The 15733-nt window shown below is 66.4% G+C and carries 22 protein-coding genes and 1 tRNA gene; 12 read left to right on the top strand and 11 right to left on the bottom strand.

The annotated features are described in order from the left end of the window. The 5 genes from A5745_RS01690 to A5745_RS01670 form a co-directional block, all read left to right on the top strand. Positions 1–270 (top strand): GatB/YqeY domain-containing protein (locus A5745_RS01690; protein ID WP_175879746.1); only part of this gene is annotated, 270 nt, incomplete at its 5' end. Positions 271–318: 48 nt separating this feature from the next. Next, a complete protein-coding gene (locus A5745_RS01685; protein ID WP_076114868.1) occupies positions 319–1305 on the top strand; it encodes an LLM class F420-dependent oxidoreductase in 987 nt (328 codons plus the stop codon). A gap of 61 nt (positions 1306–1366) precedes the next feature. Next, positions 1367–1924 carry a type 1 glutamine amidotransferase domain-containing protein gene (locus tag A5745_RS01680; protein ID WP_076059851.1) on the top strand — a complete coding sequence of 186 codons (558 nt, stop codon included), beginning with the start codon at positions 1367–1369 and terminating at the stop codon, positions 1922–1924. Positions 1925–1937: 13 nt separating this feature from the next. Continuing rightward, on the top strand, positions 1938–2651 hold the full coding sequence (locus A5745_RS01675; RefSeq protein ID WP_083662643.1) for a HemK2/MTQ2 family protein methyltransferase: 714 nt from the start codon (positions 1938–1940) through the stop codon (positions 2649–2651). Continuing rightward, positions 2648–2839 carry a CDGSH iron-sulfur domain-containing protein gene (locus tag A5745_RS01670; RefSeq protein WP_076059744.1) on the top strand — a complete coding sequence of 64 codons (192 nt, stop codon included), beginning with the start codon at positions 2648–2650 and terminating at the stop codon, positions 2837–2839. The genes A5745_RS01675 and A5745_RS01670 overlap by 4 nt, the downstream gene beginning before the upstream one ends. A 3-nt stretch (positions 2840–2842) precedes the next feature. On the opposite strand, the gene A5745_RS01665 is transcribed toward A5745_RS01670, so the two are convergent. The 6 genes from A5745_RS01665 to A5745_RS01640 are packed head-to-tail and all read right to left on the bottom strand — an operon-like array spanning position 2843 to position 8440. Next, positions 2843–3862, bottom strand: coding sequence for an iron-containing redox enzyme family protein (locus A5745_RS01665; RefSeq protein WP_076059746.1), 1020 nt, complete (start codon positions 3860–3862; stop codon positions 2843–2845). 46 nt (positions 3863–3908) lie between these two features. Further along, positions 3909–6125 (bottom strand): SpoIIE family protein phosphatase, encoded by a 2217-nt coding sequence (locus A5745_RS01660; RefSeq protein WP_076114867.1) that lies wholly within the window; start codon positions 6123–6125, stop codon positions 3909–3911. Next, positions 6122–6748 (bottom strand): SpoIIE family protein phosphatase, encoded by a 627-nt coding sequence (locus tag A5745_RS01655; RefSeq protein WP_076059749.1) that lies wholly within the window; start codon positions 6746–6748, stop codon positions 6122–6124. The genes A5745_RS01660 and A5745_RS01655 overlap by 4 nt, the downstream gene beginning before the upstream one ends. Continuing rightward, complete coding sequence (locus A5745_RS01650; RefSeq protein WP_076059751.1) at positions 6741–7151, bottom strand: anti-sigma regulatory factor; 411 nt, start codon at positions 7149–7151, stop codon at positions 6741–6743. Before A5745_RS01650 ends, A5745_RS01655 begins: the two co-directional genes overlap by 8 nt. Next, positions 7141–7515, bottom strand: coding sequence for an STAS domain-containing protein (locus A5745_RS01645; protein WP_076059753.1), 375 nt, complete (start codon positions 7513–7515; stop codon positions 7141–7143). Before A5745_RS01645 ends, A5745_RS01650 begins: the two co-directional genes overlap by 11 nt. Positions 7516–7537: 22 nt before the next feature. Beyond that, positions 7538–8440: an STAS domain-containing protein gene (locus A5745_RS01640; RefSeq protein ID WP_076059754.1), complete on the bottom strand. Its 903-nt coding sequence runs from the start codon at positions 8438–8440 to the stop codon at positions 7538–7540. 154 nt (positions 8441–8594) lie between these two features. On the opposite strand from A5745_RS01640, the gene A5745_RS01635 reads away from it, so the two are divergent. Both A5745_RS01635 and A5745_RS01630 read left to right on the top strand, forming a co-directional pair. Beyond that, positions 8595–8963 carry an STAS domain-containing protein gene (locus tag A5745_RS01635; protein WP_233148049.1) on the top strand — a complete coding sequence of 123 codons (369 nt, stop codon included), beginning with the start codon at positions 8595–8597 and terminating at the stop codon, positions 8961–8963. 172 nt (positions 8964–9135) lie between these two features. After that, entirely contained in the window at positions 9136–9636 is a 501-nt protein-coding gene (locus A5745_RS01630) for a DUF6328 family protein (protein WP_076059854.1), read from the top strand. Positions 9637–9639: 3 nt separating this feature from the next. Here A5745_RS01630 and A5745_RS01625 read toward each other — a convergent pair whose 3' ends face one another. Beyond that, positions 9640–10323: an HAD family hydrolase gene (locus A5745_RS01625; protein WP_076114866.1), complete on the bottom strand. Its 684-nt coding sequence runs from the start codon at positions 10321–10323 to the stop codon at positions 9640–9642. 193 nt (positions 10324–10516) lie between these two features. On the opposite strand from A5745_RS01625, the gene A5745_RS01620 reads away from it, so the two are divergent. The 4 genes from A5745_RS01620 to A5745_RS01605 all read left to right on the top strand — a co-directional run bounded on the left by A5745_RS01620 (position 10517) and on the right by A5745_RS01605 (position 12198). Next, positions 10517–10759, top strand: a complete 243-nt coding sequence (locus A5745_RS01620; protein ID WP_371336776.1) for a hypothetical protein — start codon at positions 10517–10519, stop codon at positions 10757–10759. Between the two features lie 93 nt (positions 10760–10852). Further along, positions 10853–11155, top strand: a complete 303-nt coding sequence (locus A5745_RS01615) for a DUF4193 domain-containing protein (protein ID WP_076114865.1) — start codon at positions 10853–10855, stop codon at positions 11153–11155. Between the two features lie 35 nt (positions 11156–11190). After that, positions 11191–11571 (top strand): thiol-disulfide oxidoreductase DCC family protein, encoded by a 381-nt coding sequence (locus tag A5745_RS01610; protein ID WP_076059763.1) that lies wholly within the window; start codon positions 11191–11193, stop codon positions 11569–11571. 57 nt (positions 11572–11628) lie between these two features. After that, positions 11629–12198 carry a restriction endonuclease gene (locus tag A5745_RS01605; RefSeq protein WP_076114864.1) on the top strand — a complete coding sequence of 190 codons (570 nt, stop codon included), beginning with the start codon at positions 11629–11631 and terminating at the stop codon, positions 12196–12198. Between the two features lie 12 nt (positions 12199–12210). Here the strand turns inward: A5745_RS01605 and A5745_RS01600 are convergent, their stop codons facing one another. From A5745_RS01600 to A5745_RS01590, 3 genes are read right to left on the bottom strand one after another with little or no spacing between them, the layout of a single operon-like run. Continuing rightward, entirely contained in the window at positions 12211–13224 is a 1014-nt protein-coding gene (locus A5745_RS01600) for a hypothetical protein (RefSeq protein WP_076114863.1), read from the bottom strand. A gap of 15 nt (positions 13225–13239) precedes the next feature. Continuing rightward, positions 13240–14556, bottom strand: coding sequence for a peroxidase (locus tag A5745_RS01595; RefSeq protein ID WP_076114862.1), 1317 nt, complete (start codon positions 14554–14556; stop codon positions 13240–13242). A 3-nt stretch (positions 14557–14559) separates the two neighbouring features. After that, on the bottom strand, positions 14560–15114 hold the full coding sequence (locus A5745_RS01590) for a hypothetical protein (RefSeq protein ID WP_076114876.1): 555 nt from the start codon (positions 15112–15114) through the stop codon (positions 14560–14562). 92 nt (positions 15115–15206) lie between these two features. Here A5745_RS01590 and A5745_RS01585 point away from each other — a divergent pair, with 92 nt between their 5' ends. Beyond that, on the top strand, positions 15207–15677 hold the full coding sequence (locus A5745_RS01585; protein WP_076114861.1) for a hypothetical protein: 471 nt from the start codon (positions 15207–15209) through the stop codon (positions 15675–15677). Here A5745_RS01585 and A5745_RS01580 read toward each other — a convergent pair. After that, positions 15656–15732, bottom strand: a tRNA-Pro gene (locus tag A5745_RS01580). The two genes, A5745_RS01585 and A5745_RS01580, sit on opposite strands and share 22 nt — an antisense overlap. Position 15733 lies beyond the last annotated feature (1 nt).

Genomic DNA, 15733 nt, shown 5'->3' with positions numbered 1-15733 from the left:
GCGCGCTTGGCGAATTTCTCGACGCCGTTCGGGCCGCTCGCCGCCAACGAGCACGCCGAAGCGCGGATCATCGACGAGTACCTGCCGACACCGCTCACCGAGGCCGAGCTGGCCGACGTCGTCGACACCGCGATCGCGCAGGTGGCCGAGGCCATCGGAGAGCGCCCCGGCATGAAGCAGATGGGACAGGTGATGAAGGCCGCCACCGCGATCGCGGCCGGCAAGGCCGACGGCGCGCGCCTGTCGGCGGCGGTCAAGGAGCGCCTCTAACCCAGGTTTGACCCGTTTGCGCTAGTCGCCGCGGGGTACAGGTCGGTTATGACCAAGTTCGGCTACACCTTGATGACCGAGCAGAGCGGCCCCAAAGACCTTGTCCGCTATGCGATTTCAGCCGAAGACCGCGGATTCGACTTCGAAGTCTGCAGTGATCACTTCTCACCGTGGCTGACATCTCAGGGACATGCACCGAATGCCTGGGCGGTGCTGGGCGCGGTGGCCAACGCCACCGACCGGGTCGATCTGTACACCTACGTGACCTGCCCGACCATGCGGTATCACCCCGCGATCGTCGCGCAGCAGGCGGCCACCGTGCAGATTCTCGCCGACGGGCGGTTCACCCTCGGGTTGGGCAGCGGCGAGAACCTCAACGAGCATGTCGTCGGCGCCGGCTGGCCGACCGTCGAGCGCCGGCAGGACATGCTGCGCGAGGCCATCAAGATCATTCGTGAGCTGTTCGGCGGCCGCCTGGTGAACTGGCGCGGCGACTACTTTCAAGTGGACTCGGCCCGGCTGTGGGACGTGCCCGACGTGCCGGTCCCGATCGGCGTGGCGGCGAGCGGCCCGAACGGCGTCGAGAAATTCGCCAAGCTCGCCGATCACCTGATCGCCGTACAACCCGACGCGGACCTGGTGAGCGCGTGGCATGCCGCGCGTCAGGCCGCCAACGGGACCGAAGGCGGTCGGGTGGTGGGGCAGATACCGGTGAGCTGGGATCCCGACCGCGACGCGGCGATCGAACGTGCCCACGACCAGTTCCGGTGGTTCGGCGGCGGCTGGGCGGTCAACGCCGACCTGCCGACGCCGGCCGGTTTCGCCGGCGCGACCCAATTCGTGCGCACCAAAGACGTCGCCGAGAGCATTCCCTGCGGGCCCGACCTCGATGCGATCGTCGACGCCGTCCGGCCGTACTGGGAGGCCGGGTTCACCGATGTGGCGCTGCTTCAGATCGGCGGCGACACCCAGGAGCTTTTCCTGAAGGAAGCGGCGGAACCATTGCTGCGGGCGTTGCGGGCCGCCGCGAACTGACCGCGAGTTTGGTGGGCTCTGGCAAGGGTATTCGAACTCCAACGTCAGAAGGAAAGGCATGATGTCAAACGAATTGCAAGGCAAGAGAATCGCCATTCTGGCCGCCGACGGCGTGGAGAAGGTCGAACTCGAGCAGCCGCGTGAGGCGCTGCAGGGCGCCGGGGCGGAAGTTCAACTGCTGTCGCTGAAATCCGGTGAGATTCAAGCGCGTAACCATGATCTCGAACCCGCGGGCACCTTCGCGGTGGACCGCACCGTGTCGGATGCCTCGGTCGACCAGTTCGACGGCCTGGTGCTACCCGGCGGGACGGTAAACCCGGACAAGTTGCGGCTGGATGATTCGGCGGTCTCGTTCGTCCGGGACTTCGTCAACTCGGGAAAGCCGGTCGGCGCGATCTGCCACGGGCCCTGGACGCTGGTGGAGGCCGGGGTGGCGGCCGGGCGAAGGCTCACCTCGTATCCAAGCATCCGCACCGACCTCCGCAATGCGGGCGCGCATGTCGTGGACGAAGAAGTCGTGGTCGACGGGAACTTGATATCAAGCCGGTCGCCGTCCGACCTGCCCGCGTTCTGCTCGACGGTGGTCGAACAGCTCGCCAGAGCCTCGGCATCCGCGTGAATCGGACCCAGCGGTGACGGCCACCTATCCGGATCTGCGGTCGGAGCTGCTTGTAACCGAGTCGGCCCAGCCGGATGGCGGCGTCTATCCGCCGCAGGAAGACTCGGAATTGCTCGTCGACGCGATGCACCTGAGCGGACTCGTTCCGCGGCGGCGCGTGCTCGACCTGTGCACCGGCAGCGGCTTCGTCGCGATTGCCGCCGCCGAAATGGGTTGCGCCAGCGTCACCGCCTTCGACATCTGTCCGCACGCCGTGCGCTGCTCCCGGGGCAACGCGGCCGTCGCGGGTGTCGAGGTCGACGTCCGCGAGGGCTCCTGGATCGGGGCGCTGAGCTGCGAACCGTTCGAGGTGGTCGTGTCCAATCCGCCGTATGTGCCGACACCTCCCGCCGACGACACGGAGACGATCTCACCGAGCGCGGGTCCGGCGTGGGCATGGAATGCGGGTCCCGACGGACGGTTGGTGCTGGATCCACTGTGTGCATCGGCGTCAAACCTGTTGTGCCGCGGCGGTTCTCTGTTGCTCGTCCACTCGGCGCTGGCCGGTGTCCGCCAGTCGCTGGACTCGTTGCGGGCCACCGGACTCGACGCGGATGTCATTGCGTCCCAGTGGATTCCGTTCGGCCCGGTCATGTCCGCGCGGGCGGAGTGGCTGGAGGAAACCGGGCGGTTGCCACGCGGCTGCCGGGAAGAGGAACTGGTCGTGATCCGGGCGGACAAACCGTGACCGGCACCCGGGTGCAGGTGGTACCGAAGGGCCCGGTGCTGGTGTCCGGCCCGGTGCGCATCGAGATGCCCGACGGTCACGTCGTCGAATCCGACCGATTCATGGTCGCGATCTGTACCTGCGCGCGCAGCAAGGAGTACCCGCTGTGCGACACCAGCCACCGGCGGTGCCGCCGCACCGGCTCGTAGGAGCTAATCGAGGGGTCGCCGTAGCGATGTCTCGTCGCGCTTCCAGGCGGCGATGATGTTGTCCGCCAAGCGATTTTCGACCACTGCGTGCGCGCGCATTCCGAAGACCACGTCACGGTCGAGCCTCGGTTCGCGAGCGACGAGATCGCCGACCACGTCGAGGCGCACCACCTGTTCGTGCACCGCGTCGGCCTCGACGTGCTCGCGGTAGAAGGCAATGCACTCCGGCGGTGCGTCCAGGCGCTCCAGCGCCTGGACCATCCGTCGGGAGCCCGGCGGTGAGGTGATCTCGGTGGATGCGAAGTGCCCGATCGCGGCGCCGCGCAAGCGGCGGTGCAAGCCGAAAAGCGACATCAGGTTCACGGCCGCAAGCGCTTCGGCGGGAACGGCGTCGAGGTAGCCCAGATACGTCGAATCCAGCCCGGCGGCCGCCAACAGGTCCGCGAAGAGCTGCTGGTGCAGCCGCGGGCCCTGGCCGGCGCCGTACTCGTCGAATTCGATCGCCACGAACGCCGCCTTGGCGCGGCCCGTCAGCCGTGGAATCGCCCAGGCGTGCGGATCGCCCTCTTTGAGGTGGTACAGCGATCGGTGCACGAAGTATTCGCGCATCTGCTGCCAGGTCGCGGTGTCGCGCAGGTAATACGACGGTCCGGTGCCGTCGATGGGTTCGATCGAAATCGCGTCCATTTCCTCGGCCGACGTGCGGCCGGGATCGACGGGCCCGACGTCGCGACGCACGCCCGCCAAGAAAGCCCGCTCGAGTTCGGCGCGCAGATGCAGCAGGGCGGGATTCCACTCCCAGGCGGGATCCACGCCCGCGAAACCCCGGTAGTGCAGCTCGTAGCACATGCACAGGGCCAATTGCAGGTCCAGGCCGTAGGGATCGGAATCCCGCACGGAGGTGCTGACGCGGACGAGGTGATCGCCCGACGGCGGCCCCGTCAAGGCGCGACGGACCGCCATCGACAATGGCCCGTGCGCCGCGGGAAGGGCGGGTTCGACCGTGATCGATGCGCGGGTCACGCCTGTGGGTACCACCGTCGGGGAGCGCGCAAACGGTGCGCGACCATCAAACCTGATCGACAGACGATCGGAAGCTGATGTCGACGGTCGTTCCCGTTGGGGAACTGTCGATTTCCATGGTGTCGCTCAGCGCCCGCATGAGCACCAGGCCCCGCCCGCTGTTGCCCGGGTTGGCGGCCGGTGTCTTCCAGGAACCCGCATCGACAACCCGGACCCGGATGTCGCCCTCCGTGGCGTCGGCCTCGACCAGCATGAACCCGACGGGGTGTCCGCGATACGCGTGCTCGACGCAATTGGTACACGCCTCGTTGACGACCAGCACGATGTCGGCGGCCAACCCATTAGCCACCCCGACAGACTGCAGCCACACCGCAAGCCGGTGCCTAATGTTGACCAAATTGTCTGCGGCAGCATCACTTTCGATGCGAAAGCGCTTGGGCTGGTGACGGTATATCACCATCGCGACGTCGTCGTCGTACCCCGACGCGGGAGCCAGCTCACGCAGCACCGCATCCGCGACGCCGTCCAACGGAAGCTGCAGTGCTTCCGTCAAAACGTCTGCGGCGCGGGCGATTCCAAGGTCGATCGACTCGTGCTTCCGTTCCACCAGACCGTCCGTGAACAGCATCAGCGTCGAGCCCGGCGGGAGCACCAACGAGGTTTGGGGGCGGGGTTCGTCCCGCCGTACCGCGAGGGGCACCGACGACGCGTCCGTCAGGACGCTCGTCGTGGCGGGCGCTGGCCCGGCGAGCAGTGCGGGCATGTGCCCCGCATTGCTGTACTGCAGCACCCCGGATTCGGTGTCCAGGATCGCCAGGAACACGGTGGTGCAGTAGGCATTCGGAATGAGAGACGCCGCCGAGTCGAGCTGCTCGAGTAGCAGCGCCGGTTCGGCGCCGTTGATCAGCAGGGCGCGGGCCGAGCTGCGGAGCTGACCCATGATCGCGGCCGCCGGCAGGCCCCGGCCCACGCAGTCGCCGACGACGATGCCGATGCGGTGGGCGCCGATCGGCAGCACGTCGTACCAATCGCCCCCGATCTCCAACGGCGGGACGGCCGGTTCGTAGCAGACGGCAAAGCCCGGCGGCGGCTCCAGCGGCGGCAACATCGCGCGCTGCAGCGTCAGCGACGTCTCGCGGGCGCTCTCGAACTGCCGGACATGCTGCACGGCCAGGCTCAGATGCCCGATGAGCACCGTGACCAGCAGCCGATCCTCGGCACTGACCCAGCGGGGCGTACGAAACTCCAACCACAACGCGAGGTCTCCCGCACCGGAGAGCACCGCGACCAATCCCTGCGCCTTGCCGGGGCTGTCGGGCCGATCGACGGTTTTGGCCGTCAGCGGCAGCTGGTGACGCGCATCCTGAAATGTGGTGCGCAACCACGGATCAAGGTCGCGCCAGCTCAAGTCGGCGGGCTCGCCGGCCACCTGGACGGCCGGTTCTCCGTCGCCGTTCTGCCAGGAGACGGCGACCACGCGTTGCACGTCGATCGACGTCCGGCACTCGTCGAGGGTGATCGACAGCAGCTCGTCGACGCTTTTCGCCACGGCCACCGCGGTCGCCAGGCGCAGCACCGCGCTTTCGCGGGCCGCGAACGCCCGTTCGGCGGTGATGTCCCGAATCGTCCCCACGAAGGCTTCCCGGTGGGTGTCGGTCTCGCGGACCGCGTTGATGCTCACCGTCACCCAGGCGAGACGGCCGTCGCGGTGCCGAATCGGTGTGTCGTACTCGGCGCCGCCCTCGATGGCGACTCTGGCGATCTGTTGCCGCGCGGTCTTCTTGTCCACCAGCCACGGATGCGGCCAGCGATACGGCAAACCCTCCGCGGGATAGCCGAGGATTTCGATGAGGGCGTTGTTCATTTCGATCACGGTGCCCTCGTGATCGGCGACGAAGAACCCCTCCTGCAACGAATTCACCAGGGCGGTACGGAATTTGTCGCGATCGGCGAGATCTTCGGCGCGGGCGCGTTGCTCCGCGTAGCGCTTGGTTCCGTCGATGAATCCCCGCGTCGCGACGTCGAGCGGCGCCAGCGTTTGCAGCAGGAACTCCAGCGCGACCGGAGCGTCCACCCGGATGTCCTTGGAGAGTTCGAGCACCAGTTCGACGTGGTGCTCGACGATGTCGAGCGTGCTGATCTGTTCCTGCAGCGCCCGCCGCCCGAGTTCGTGGGCGACGGCCAGGCTGTCGTCGTCGCGGCTGTCGAGGTAGGCCCGCAACGCGGCGACGTATTGCGCGTGGAAGTCCTCGCCGCCGGTCACGTCGACACTCCGCGGTGGCGCGCGGCGAGCACCATGGCGTCGTCGGATTCCTTGGCGTACTTGGTCAGGATCTCCTCGGCGATGGCCACGGCCGGGGCCGCGAAGTCGAGGTGGTCCAGGTGCTCCTCGTTGATGCCGTCGGTGGCGAGGACGATGAGGTCGCCGGGGCGGATCGAAATGACCTGTGCCGGTTTGATTTCGGGGATGCGATAGCCGACGATGCCCGCGGCCAGGCGCGCGCTGGATCGAACGTGGATGCCGGCCGCGTCCTTGGCGAGCAGGTTGGCGGTGACGTTGCCGACCCCGGTCCACGTCAGCGTGCTGGCCGCGAAATCCACCCGCGCCAGGGTCATAGCGGCGCCTCTGGTGCCGCCCAGCACCCGGTGGCAGAGCTGGATCAAAACCTCGAGCCGTTCGCCACGGGCGGCTTCGAGCGCATCGATCGCACGCAGGGCGGCGGCCGCGGCGGCCGGACCGTGGCCGAGACCGTCCATCACACCGAAGAGGGCGGCGTCGCCGTCGATGTCGACCGCGAGGCCCCGGTCGCCGGAGGTTTCCTCGCCGGGCAGTGGGCGACCCGCCCTCGCCCACTCGATCGGTCCCAGCCGGCCGTTTTTATGCATGGCCCGGTACCCATTTCCACATCTCGATGACCGTTCCGCGGCCGCGTGCGGATTCCACGACCAATCGGTCCATCAGGCGGCGGGCCCCGGGGAGCCCCATGCCCAGCCCGCGGCCGGTGGAGTACCCGTCTTCCAGCGCGCGCTCGATGTCGGCGATGCCGGGGCCGTCGTCCTCGGCGCGTACCACCAGGGCCTTGCGGCCCTCCCGGTCCGCTACCCCGACCCGGACCGCGCCGCGACCCGCGTAGCTGGTGATGTTGCGGGCGATTTCGGAGATCGCGGTTGCGATCATGGTGACGTCGGTCAGCGTGAATCCGAGGTAGAGGGCTAGATCATGGCCGGCTTTGCGGGCTGCGACGATGTCGTCGGGGTTGTGGATGTCGACGACGATGTCACCCTCCACCGTCGCGCCCGATCGTCGATTTTCGATTCAGCAGGGCAAGGCCCTCTTCGAGGTCCAGGGCGGTGTTCATGTCGTCGAACGCCAGCCCCAGTTGCACCATGGCGAAGGCCACTTCGGGCTGCAGGCCGACGATCACGGTGTCCGCGCCGCGCAGCCGCGTCATGTGCGCGATGGTCCGCAGCGACCGCGCGGCGAACGAATCCATCACGTCGATCGCGGTGACGTCGACGATGATGCCCTGGGCGCGGAACCGGCTGACCCGCTCCATGAGGTCGTAGCGCAGCCGTTCGGTCTCGGAGTCGGTGAGTGCGGACTGCACCGTTGCGATGAGGATCGCGCCCTGTTTCAGGATGGGGACTGGCATGGGGTGCTCGTGCTAATGGTGGTTACCCGGTGGTCTCGCCGGTGCGGGTGACTTCGTAACCGAGCAGGCGTTCGGCTTCTTCGATACCGCCCTGCAGGTCACCGACGGCGTTCATCTTCGACAGGTCCAGCCCGATGGTCACCAGCGTCAGGGCGATCTCGGAGGACAGGCCGGTGATGATCACGCTCGCGCCCATCAGCCCCGACGCGTCGACCGTCTGCACCAGGTGGTTCGCCACCGTGGAGTCGATGGTGGGCACACCGGTGATGTCGATGACCACGACCTTCGCGCGGTTGGCGCGGATGGCCCGCAGCAGCTGTTCGGTGACCTGGCGGGCGCGCTGCGAATCCAGCACACCGATGATCGGCAGAATCAGCAGCTGCTCGCGCACCTGCAGCACCGGCGTCGACAGCTCGCGGATCGCCTCCTGCTGCTGGCGAATGATGCGTTCGCGCTCCTGTACGAAGCTGACGCCCACGGTGTTGGCGATGCGGTTGGCCGCCGGCTCGTAGGCGTCCAGCACCCGGTTGAGCATCCCGAACTCGGTCTGGTACTTCTCGAACAGCGAGCGGGCCAGCACGTCACGCAGCAGCAGCACGATGCCGAGCACCTCGTCGGTCTCCACGCCTCGCGGGATGATGCGTTCCGAGAGGTCCCGCGCATAGGCCTGCAGCGCCTCGACGCTACCGGTCTCGAGCACCTCGACGTAGTTGTCGTAGACGGCCGTGGCTTCGGAGAACAGCTCCTCGGGCGTCATCGCGGTGAGCAACTGCGCCTCGGTGATCCTGCGGGCCCACTCCTCGCGCAAAACGGTCCGGTTCTGCCGCAAATGCTGGACCAGCTGCGGCAACAGACCCTCGCTGGAGACGCTGCCCGGCTGCGCGGCGGTGGCTGTGGTGGCGAAATCCGACGGCGAATCTGACATCTGGCCTCCCAAGTGCCGCGTCGCGGTGCGCAGGTTCTATGGGGAGACTAGCCTGGACCGTCGCGGGGCAGGTGTCGAGGTCTTCTTCTTTCTCGCAGTTCGCAAAGCAGGCTACGCTTGCACCACACTCAAGGCCCAGGACGAAGGATCGCCATTGTCAGCTCCTGATTCGATTACCACGTTGGTTGCGGACCACGATGGCGTGTCCGTGGTCAGTGTGAGCGGCGAAATCGATTTGGTCACCGCTCCGGCCCTGGAACAAGCCATCACCGCGGTCGTCGCGGATGGTCCATCGGCGCTGGTCATCGATCTTTCGGCGGTGGAGTTCCTCGGCTCGGTGGGGCTGAAGATTCTCGCGGCGACCTACGAGAAACTCGGTAAGTCCACCGAGTTCGGGGTGGTCGCACGCGGGCCGGCGACCAGACGGCCGATCCACCTCACCGGCCTGGACAAGACCTTCCCGCTGTATCCGACGCTGGACGACGCGTTGACCGCGGTACGGGACGGCAAGCTCAACCACTAATCTCACCCCGGGCGTGTCGGGCCCCCTGGCCTGCGCGCGGCGCGTCGGGACGCCAGTTCCCCACTGGCGCAAGGCATTTCGGCTATTGCTCACTGTCCGCCCGCTTGCGTGCGGCCGCGCTGCGACGGGAAGCCGCTCCACAAACGCGCCGGCTGGTGCGATGATCACGGCCATGGATGTCGACCATCCGGAGCATGACCAGCACTGGGATCGCGAGGAACGCGGCGAAACCGAAATCCAACGGCTCGACCGCAATTGGAACAGCCTGCTGCAGGAGCTGCGGGTGGTGCAGACCGGGGTCCAGCTGCTGACCGGGTTCCTGCTCACGCTGCCCTTCCAGCAGCGCTTCGACATCCTCGGCGGGCACCTGCGGGTGGTCTACCTGGCGACGGTGGGATTTTCGGTGGGCGCGACGGTATTGCTCATATCCCCGGTGGCCATGCACAGGATGCTGTTCCGGCGGCATCGATTGCAGGTGCTGGTCTCGGCGGCACACCGGTGCGCCTATGCCGGGCTTGTGTTGTTGGGTGCCGCGCTGACCGGGGTGACCGTCATCATTTTCGCCGCGGTGGCCAATCGGAACGTGGGCTTCATCGCGGGAGCGTGCGCGCTTGTCATGTTCGCGTTTTTCTGGTGGGTGTTGCCGTTGGTGCTGCGCACCCGGGGGATGTAACCATCAGCGGCTAGGCGCCAGCGCCGCGATGCGGGTGGATTCCAGGTGATCGAGGAGATCCAGCGGGCCCGCGAAGATCGGTTCGGCCCCGGCGGCCTCGAGCTCGCCGCGGGCGATGCCGCCGCTCAGCATCCCGATGCACGGCAGTCCCGCGCCCGCCGCGGCGTGGGCATCCCATACGGCATCCCCGACGAACACCGCCCGGTCGGCGTTTACGCCGGCCCGGTCCAGCGCGACCTTGACGATGCCCGGCTCGGGCTTGGCGGTGTCGACGTCGCGCGACGACGTCGTTTGGGCGATGACGTCGTCACAGCCGAGCGCCTTGCGCAGCAATTCGAGCTCGTCCTCCGGTGCCGAACTGGCCAGCACCACCTGCAGCCCCAGCCCGGCGACCCGGCGCAGCAACGCTTGCGCGCCCGGCAACGGCTGCAGTAGGGACGCCGTTTCGCGGTAGTAGCGGCTGTGTGCGTCGCTGAGCCTCTCCTGCACGTCGGCCGGGGCGTCGTCGGACAGCGTGCGCACCAACTTCGAGCCGTCCATGCCGATGCAGCGGTGAATGTGCCAGGCCGCGACCGTGATGTTTTCGGCGTCGAAGGCGCGCTGCCAGGCGTAGACGTGCAGGTAGTTGGAGTCGACGAGGGTTCCGTCTATGTCGAACAGAACCGCGGGGGCGCGGGCGGGTGTCATCGCTGCGGCATACCCACCCGCGGGGCCACCGACACGGCCGAGGCCGTTTCGCCGCCGCGGCCGGCGGGTAGACCTACGAATTCGAGGAAACGAGCTTGGTAGGCAAGCCTTTTCACTAGGAGCAATGGTGGATGATTCCCGGCACGACCCGGTTGATCATGCCCGTACCACCCGTCAGCACGCCGGCGAATCCATGAAGAACGGCGCCAATGCGCCCGGCTTGGCCGGGGTGGCGATCGCGGTGGTCGCCCTTATTGTGGGCCTGTTCGCGCTGGCTACCGGTCATGCGGCCGCCGGGTGTGTGGCGGTGATCCTGGCGGCCGCGTGCGCCGCGGCCGGCGCCGGCTGGCTGGCATACACCCACCGCCGGGTCCGGCGGTCCGAAGTGCGGCAATGGGCGGCCGCGGACGCCGACGCCCCCCCGCCCAGCAGCTGACAGGTGTGAACGGCCCCCTAACGGGGTATCGCCTGAGCCACGGGTGAGTACAGACAAGTGCGCCAACCCGGTCCTCCTCCGAAAGGAGCACCCATGGCGACCGCAAGCGATTACGACGCTCGTCGCGTGTCCGACGTCGAGGCCCCGGATCGCTCGGGCCTGCGCGAACTGACAACCACGCTGTCCCCGTCGTCCACGGCCATCGTGGACGACGACCCCAACGACATGCCGTTCTTCGAGCTGCCCGGTGCGGACCTGTCCGGTGAAGAACTCTCGGTGACGGTAATTCCGCAGCGCGCCGACGAGTTCACCTGCTCGAGCTGTTTTCTGGTGCAGCACCGCAGCCGGATGCGCACCTCGAGTTCCGGGCTGCCGGTCTGCACCGACTGCGCGTAGCCCCGCCCCGGCGATCGCTGCAATAAAATCGGGATATGGACGGCACTTTGGCGTTCGACGGCCGGTGTGGGATGTGCACCCTTGCCGTCAACCGAATCGCCCGGCTGGACCGGACGGGCCGGCTGCGCATCGAGCCGTGGCAGTCCCCGGAAGTGGCCGCGCGGGTGGGGGTGCCCGATGACCGGTTGACGGCGTCGGCGTGGTGGCTGGACTCGTCCGGCGCGGTGTTCGCCGGCGCCCACGCGATGAACGCGGCCCTTTCCGCGGCGCTCGGCACCCGACTGCCGTTGTGGATCTACCGAATCCCGGGTATCGGCGCGCTGCAGGAGGTCGTCTACCGCTGGGTGGCGGCACACCGATATCGCTTTCGCGGTGTGACACCGCTCTGCGAGGCCGACCCCAAGCGGTGCGCGTAGCAGCGGGACGCGTCTCGCCTGCGCCGAATTGTCGTAGCCGTCGGCTAGCTTCTCCTCATGGAGAAGATGCTCGGGTCGCTCCTCGTGTTCGGGTTCGCTCTCCCTTGGTATTTCACTTCGAAGGGCACCGGCAGCGTGCCGGGCGGATTCCTGGCGGGTCTCGGCGGCCTCGTCGTGACGGTGCTTGTCCTGCTGTGGCTTTCGGCTCAGCGGGACCGCTTCCGAGTCGGATTGCAGCGCAGGCGTGACGTCAAACGCGCGGCGTCGGAAATGGCGGCCGTCGACCAGATGTCGGGTGTCGAGTTCGAGGAATTCGTTGCGGCACAACTGCGTACGAGGGGTTGGGGTGTCACGCACACCGCCAGCACCGGCGACTACGGGGTGGACCTGATCGCCAGGAAAGGCGGCACCCGCATGGCGGTCCAATGCAAGAGGCTGGCACGCGACGTCGGCGTCGCGGCCGTGCAGCAAGTCGTTGCCGGGGCGCGGCAGCACGGCTGCGCTCACGCGGTCGTAGTGACGAATCAAGCGTTCACAAAAGCGGCTCGCCAGCTGGCGACCACCCATCGCTGCCGCCTCGTCGGGCGGGAGCAATTGCAGATCTGGGCAGGTGCACCATTGACCTAGGCGTGCGCGCATTCACTTCATCGTTGCGAGATTGTGCCAAAAGCTTTTTAGGCTGTCCGTGCCGCCGAAGAGTGTCGTGAAGTTCGTTGAGTCGACGAGAACGACGTCGCCGGCCCGCTCACCGGACGGCGGCATCCAAATCAGCGCATTGAACTCGGTGTTGCCGGCCTCGGTGAATGGATGAGGTCGCGTCGGGTCGACCCGTTGCCTACCGAGCACGCGGAGGGAATCGCTTTCCGGAGCGGTCAGCTCGTAATGGGGCAGATGCGGGTGAAAGTTGAAGGTCGTCACATTGGCGAGCAGGCGTGGGGCGTCGAGATCGCGAATGCCGGTGAGCGGTGCGATCTCGTTGGTTCCTTCCGTGACCGCGGGGCGAAGGCCCCATGTGTTGTGAACGGGAATGTCGAGTGCCGTCATGAGTGAACGGGTGTAGGCGGTGAACCGCTGTTGTCGTGGCACCAAGGGATCGCCGTGGTGCAGGTACTCGGTCTGCCGCTGGGCCATGTCATCGGTGAATCCGACGTCGTGGTGGGGCGCCAGCAGCAGGCATGTTCCCTCTCTTTTCAGCCACTCCCGGATGGCGGCGACTTCTTCGGCCGCTGCCACTTCTTCGCACGCCAAGTGGTCGAGCCCGAAGACCATCAGCGTGTCGGTGTCGGCCAAGATCCGTTCGTCGATCACTAGCTTGTAGCCCGCTTGGTCGACGCGTTGGAACACCGCGACCGGATGGCCGGTCGCTTCACCGGCCAACTCCTGGAAGGCAATCGTGGACCGGTGAAACAGCTCCAAGGTACCGGCGATGCCTTGCAGGAAGTTGGCATCGTCCCAGCCCGGCGTCTCATACTGCGGCCATGCTGCCCTGCGGACCTCGGTCATCGTGGAGAAGCGGTTGTCCAATGCTTCCAGGTTGCGTTGGGACTCCCATGGATAGCTCCAAGTCCAATAGATGCTGATGCGCCGTCCGCCAACGTGCGGGCGCGGCAGGTGAGTTTGGTTATACGTGCGTGCGGCGGGCAGTGTGCTCATGATCGTCCTTGGTGCTCAGTCGAGATTCGCGAGATAACGCATCGCTTTGATGCCCGGAAGAAAGAAGTAAGCCCCGCCGGACAGGGTTGTGAACGCCGGCAGACCCTTGAGCACGCGGCGGATCGGTCGCTTGGGTATCTTGAATTCCATTGTGCCGTCTTGTGTTCCGCAGATCGGATCGTGTTCGTTGCCGAGCTCGTGGAACGTGCGGTCGTTGATCCAGACGTTCTGGGCGAATTCGAACTGCCGGATCAAACTGGCGCAGATGATGAAGGCGGCGATGCCGCGATCGGCCCCGTCGTCGGGAGCGTCGTCCGGGAGCGCCGGCCCGTAAGTGGCCCCCCGGCGAATCATTCGTCGCCGGTTCATGTTGTGGGCGGTATCACGCGGGTTGAGTCGTCTCGCGTGAGCGCCCACGGGACACGCATATCCGTGCGGATCCATCTCCTTGTAGTTGAAGTCGTTGTTGCGCATGGCATCCGCACCCAGCTCGGGATCGTCCCGTTCAGGCGCCAGGACCAAAGGAGCGCCGCTACGCCAGCGGCCCATGAACTTCGCGGCCAATAACTCCTCTTCGTCGGGCGTACGGGCGTTCGAGCGGATGTAGCTGCGGAACAGCCCGACATGCTCTTGCAGCCGTCGATACGCCGCGTAGGTGCCGTTACGCGAGAGCACTTCTGGCCGCGGCAAATTGGCTACGGGGCCGAGCTCATCGGGATAACCGAGGACAAACTCCCCCGCCTTCAGCGGTGCACCGGAGCCGGGCGTGGGTTCCTCACCCGATCCTTCGATCACGGGCTGCGACAGCCGATCTCGAAAACCGAAATGATCGTGTGCGTAGTTGAACGGTGGGGTTGCGTTCAAATCCAGATACGACAATCGCCGCACGCCTTCGCACCGGCGCACCAAGTCGTCGTGAGCTTTGGTGGCGCGGTCGTGCTCACTGTCGTCTCGCGCGAACAGGATGGCAATCGCGTGCAGCTCATCGCCGGCCAATCCGCCGATCCAGTTGTCGGGGTGGTTGCGCCCGGCGTCACCGAGAATGTCCGCCCTGGCGGCCATCCCTTGGCGGAACTCCTCCGGAAAGCTCGCGAGCGAATCCTCGGCCACGCCCAGCGCCCGCAGCCCGTTCCAGGTGAAACCCAGGGTGACCCAACGCGAGGTATCGTCGATCGTTTCTCGCACCGATGCGGCGGACTGGACCACATCGACCAGTTCAGAAAGCCACGCCCGGCCGGCGGCGGGTTCGTCAAACGACATGAACTCATAGCGCCCGGTCATCGCCGGGGTACGCGTCAGCAGGATGTGCTGTATGTCGTCGAGCTCGAGCATCTGCTACTGCATTTGGTCCAGCATGGTTTGGAACGCGGCCTTCAGCCGCAGCGCCTTCTTGATCTCGTCGGCGGTGACGTAGGGATATTCGCCGTACTCCAAAAAGCTCGGGAACTGGTGCTCTCGGACGAACCGGATGAACGCCTCAGGGTTCTCCTTCCAGTCTTCGGGGAAGCCCTCCAAGTTCGTGAACACCGTCGTGATTCCGGTCTGACTGAACAGCTGCACCGCATCCTCGGTGTACTTGTCGAAGTCCGTGTCGAAGATGCCCTGGTACTGGAAGTGCAGCCCCGACCCCACATCGAAGAGCACCCAGCGCAGATAATGCAGCCGCAGGGGAGCGAGCACATCGGGACTTGTCTTGATGGCTTCTTCGATCTGCTTGCCATACGCACGGACCGCCTCTTCCCGTCCCTCCTTGACCTTCGCGATGATCGAAAAGCCGTAACACGCCGGCGTTCGAGGATAAATCGGCCCGTATCGGCCCCGCTCGAGCTCGAAGTAGCCGTCCTTCGGGATGGCCACCGCCGCAGGCTTGCTCCACTCGTATTCCGCCATCGCCACTCCAAATTTTGTGCCGGTGTGCCGGACGCTAGCACTTGATCTCGCAGGTGCAAGCTGCTTTTGTCGGGGGACGAAGGAGATGAAGCATGCCTGCAGTGGCCGATCTTGCCCTGGGGATAGCGCCCATCGCCGGTGGAATGGCGCTCGGTGCGACGGCTGGATATCTGAAGGGTCCGGATGTCCGTCGCGCGATCAAGCAGGATATGGAACTGCTGAAGGAGCTACCGCCCGAACAGACCGAGCGTCGAGCAGAACTCCAAGCCTGCATCGACAGCCGCATCGATGACCTGATCGCCGCCGTCAACCGATACCGAGCGCTGCGCGGAGCGGCGGCCGCCTATCGCGGCGGCTTGCGCGACGTCCTGCTGTTCGTCTGCGCGATTCTGTTCACCGTCGTCTGGTGGAGCGTCGATCACCACAAGAGCAACTGGCTGCCGATGTTCGTTGTTCTCATTGTGGTTTCGCTGGGAGCGGCCTGGTATGCGGTCCGGGGCCTGCACCACAGCGTGGCCAACTTGTTTCGTCGACGACCTGTTGGTCGGGGTGGCGGGATTTGAACCCACGGCCTCTTCGTCCCGAACGAAGCGCGCTACCAAGCTGCGCCACACCCCGC

It is taken from the genome of Mycobacterium sp. IS-2888 (genome assembly GCF_001954215.1).
Classification (GTDB): domain Bacteria; phylum Actinomycetota; class Actinomycetes; order Mycobacteriales; family Mycobacteriaceae; genus Mycobacterium.
The sequence above is the reverse complement of the archived record's forward strand: the minus strand, read 5'-3'. Positions and strand labels throughout refer to the sequence as shown.

Bases quoted from the DNA above. Each gene is read 5' to 3' on its own strand.
- A5745_RS01685 (WP_076114868.1), top strand. From the start codon at position 319: ATGACCAAGTTCGGCTACACCTTGATGACCGAGCAGAGCGGCCCCAAA.
- A5745_RS01680 (WP_076059851.1), top strand. From the start codon at position 1,367: ATGTCAAACGAATTGCAAGGCAAGAGAATCGCCATTCTGGCCGCCGAC.
- A5745_RS01655 (WP_076059749.1), bottom strand. From the start codon at position 6,748: ATGCATAAAAACGGCCGGCTGGGACCGATCGAGTGGGCGAGGGCGGGT.
- A5745_RS01645 (WP_076059753.1), bottom strand. From the start codon at position 7,515: ATGCCAGTCCCCATCCTGAAACAGGGCGCGATCCTCATCGCAACGGTG.
- A5745_RS01640 (WP_076059754.1), bottom strand. From the start codon at position 8,440: ATGTCAGATTCGCCGTCGGATTTCGCCACCACAGCCACCGCCGCGCAG.
- A5745_RS01630 (WP_076059854.1), top strand. From the start codon at position 9,136: ATGGATGTCGACCATCCGGAGCATGACCAGCACTGGGATCGCGAGGAA.
- A5745_RS01625 (WP_076114866.1), bottom strand. From the start codon at position 10,323: ATGACACCCGCCCGCGCCCCCGCGGTTCTGTTCGACATAGACGGAACC.
- A5745_RS01620 (WP_371336776.1), top strand. From the start codon at position 10,517: ATGAAGAACGGCGCCAATGCGCCCGGCTTGGCCGGGGTGGCGATCGCG.
- A5745_RS01615 (WP_076114865.1), top strand. From the start codon at position 10,853: ATGGCGACCGCAAGCGATTACGACGCTCGTCGCGTGTCCGACGTCGAG.
- A5745_RS01610 (WP_076059763.1), top strand. From the start codon at position 11,191: ATGGACGGCACTTTGGCGTTCGACGGCCGGTGTGGGATGTGCACCCTT.
- A5745_RS01605 (WP_076114864.1), top strand. From the start codon at position 11,629: ATGGAGAAGATGCTCGGGTCGCTCCTCGTGTTCGGGTTCGCTCTCCCT.
- A5745_RS01600 (WP_076114863.1), bottom strand. From the start codon at position 13,224: ATGAGCACACTGCCCGCCGCACGCACGTATAACCAAACTCACCTGCCG.
- A5745_RS01595 (WP_076114862.1), bottom strand. From the start codon at position 14,556: ATGCTCGAGCTCGACGACATACAGCACATCCTGCTGACGCGTACCCCG.
- A5745_RS01590 (WP_076114876.1), bottom strand. From the start codon at position 15,114: ATGGCGGAATACGAGTGGAGCAAGCCTGCGGCGGTGGCCATCCCGAAG.
- A5745_RS01585 (WP_076114861.1), top strand. From the start codon at position 15,207: ATGCCTGCAGTGGCCGATCTTGCCCTGGGGATAGCGCCCATCGCCGGT.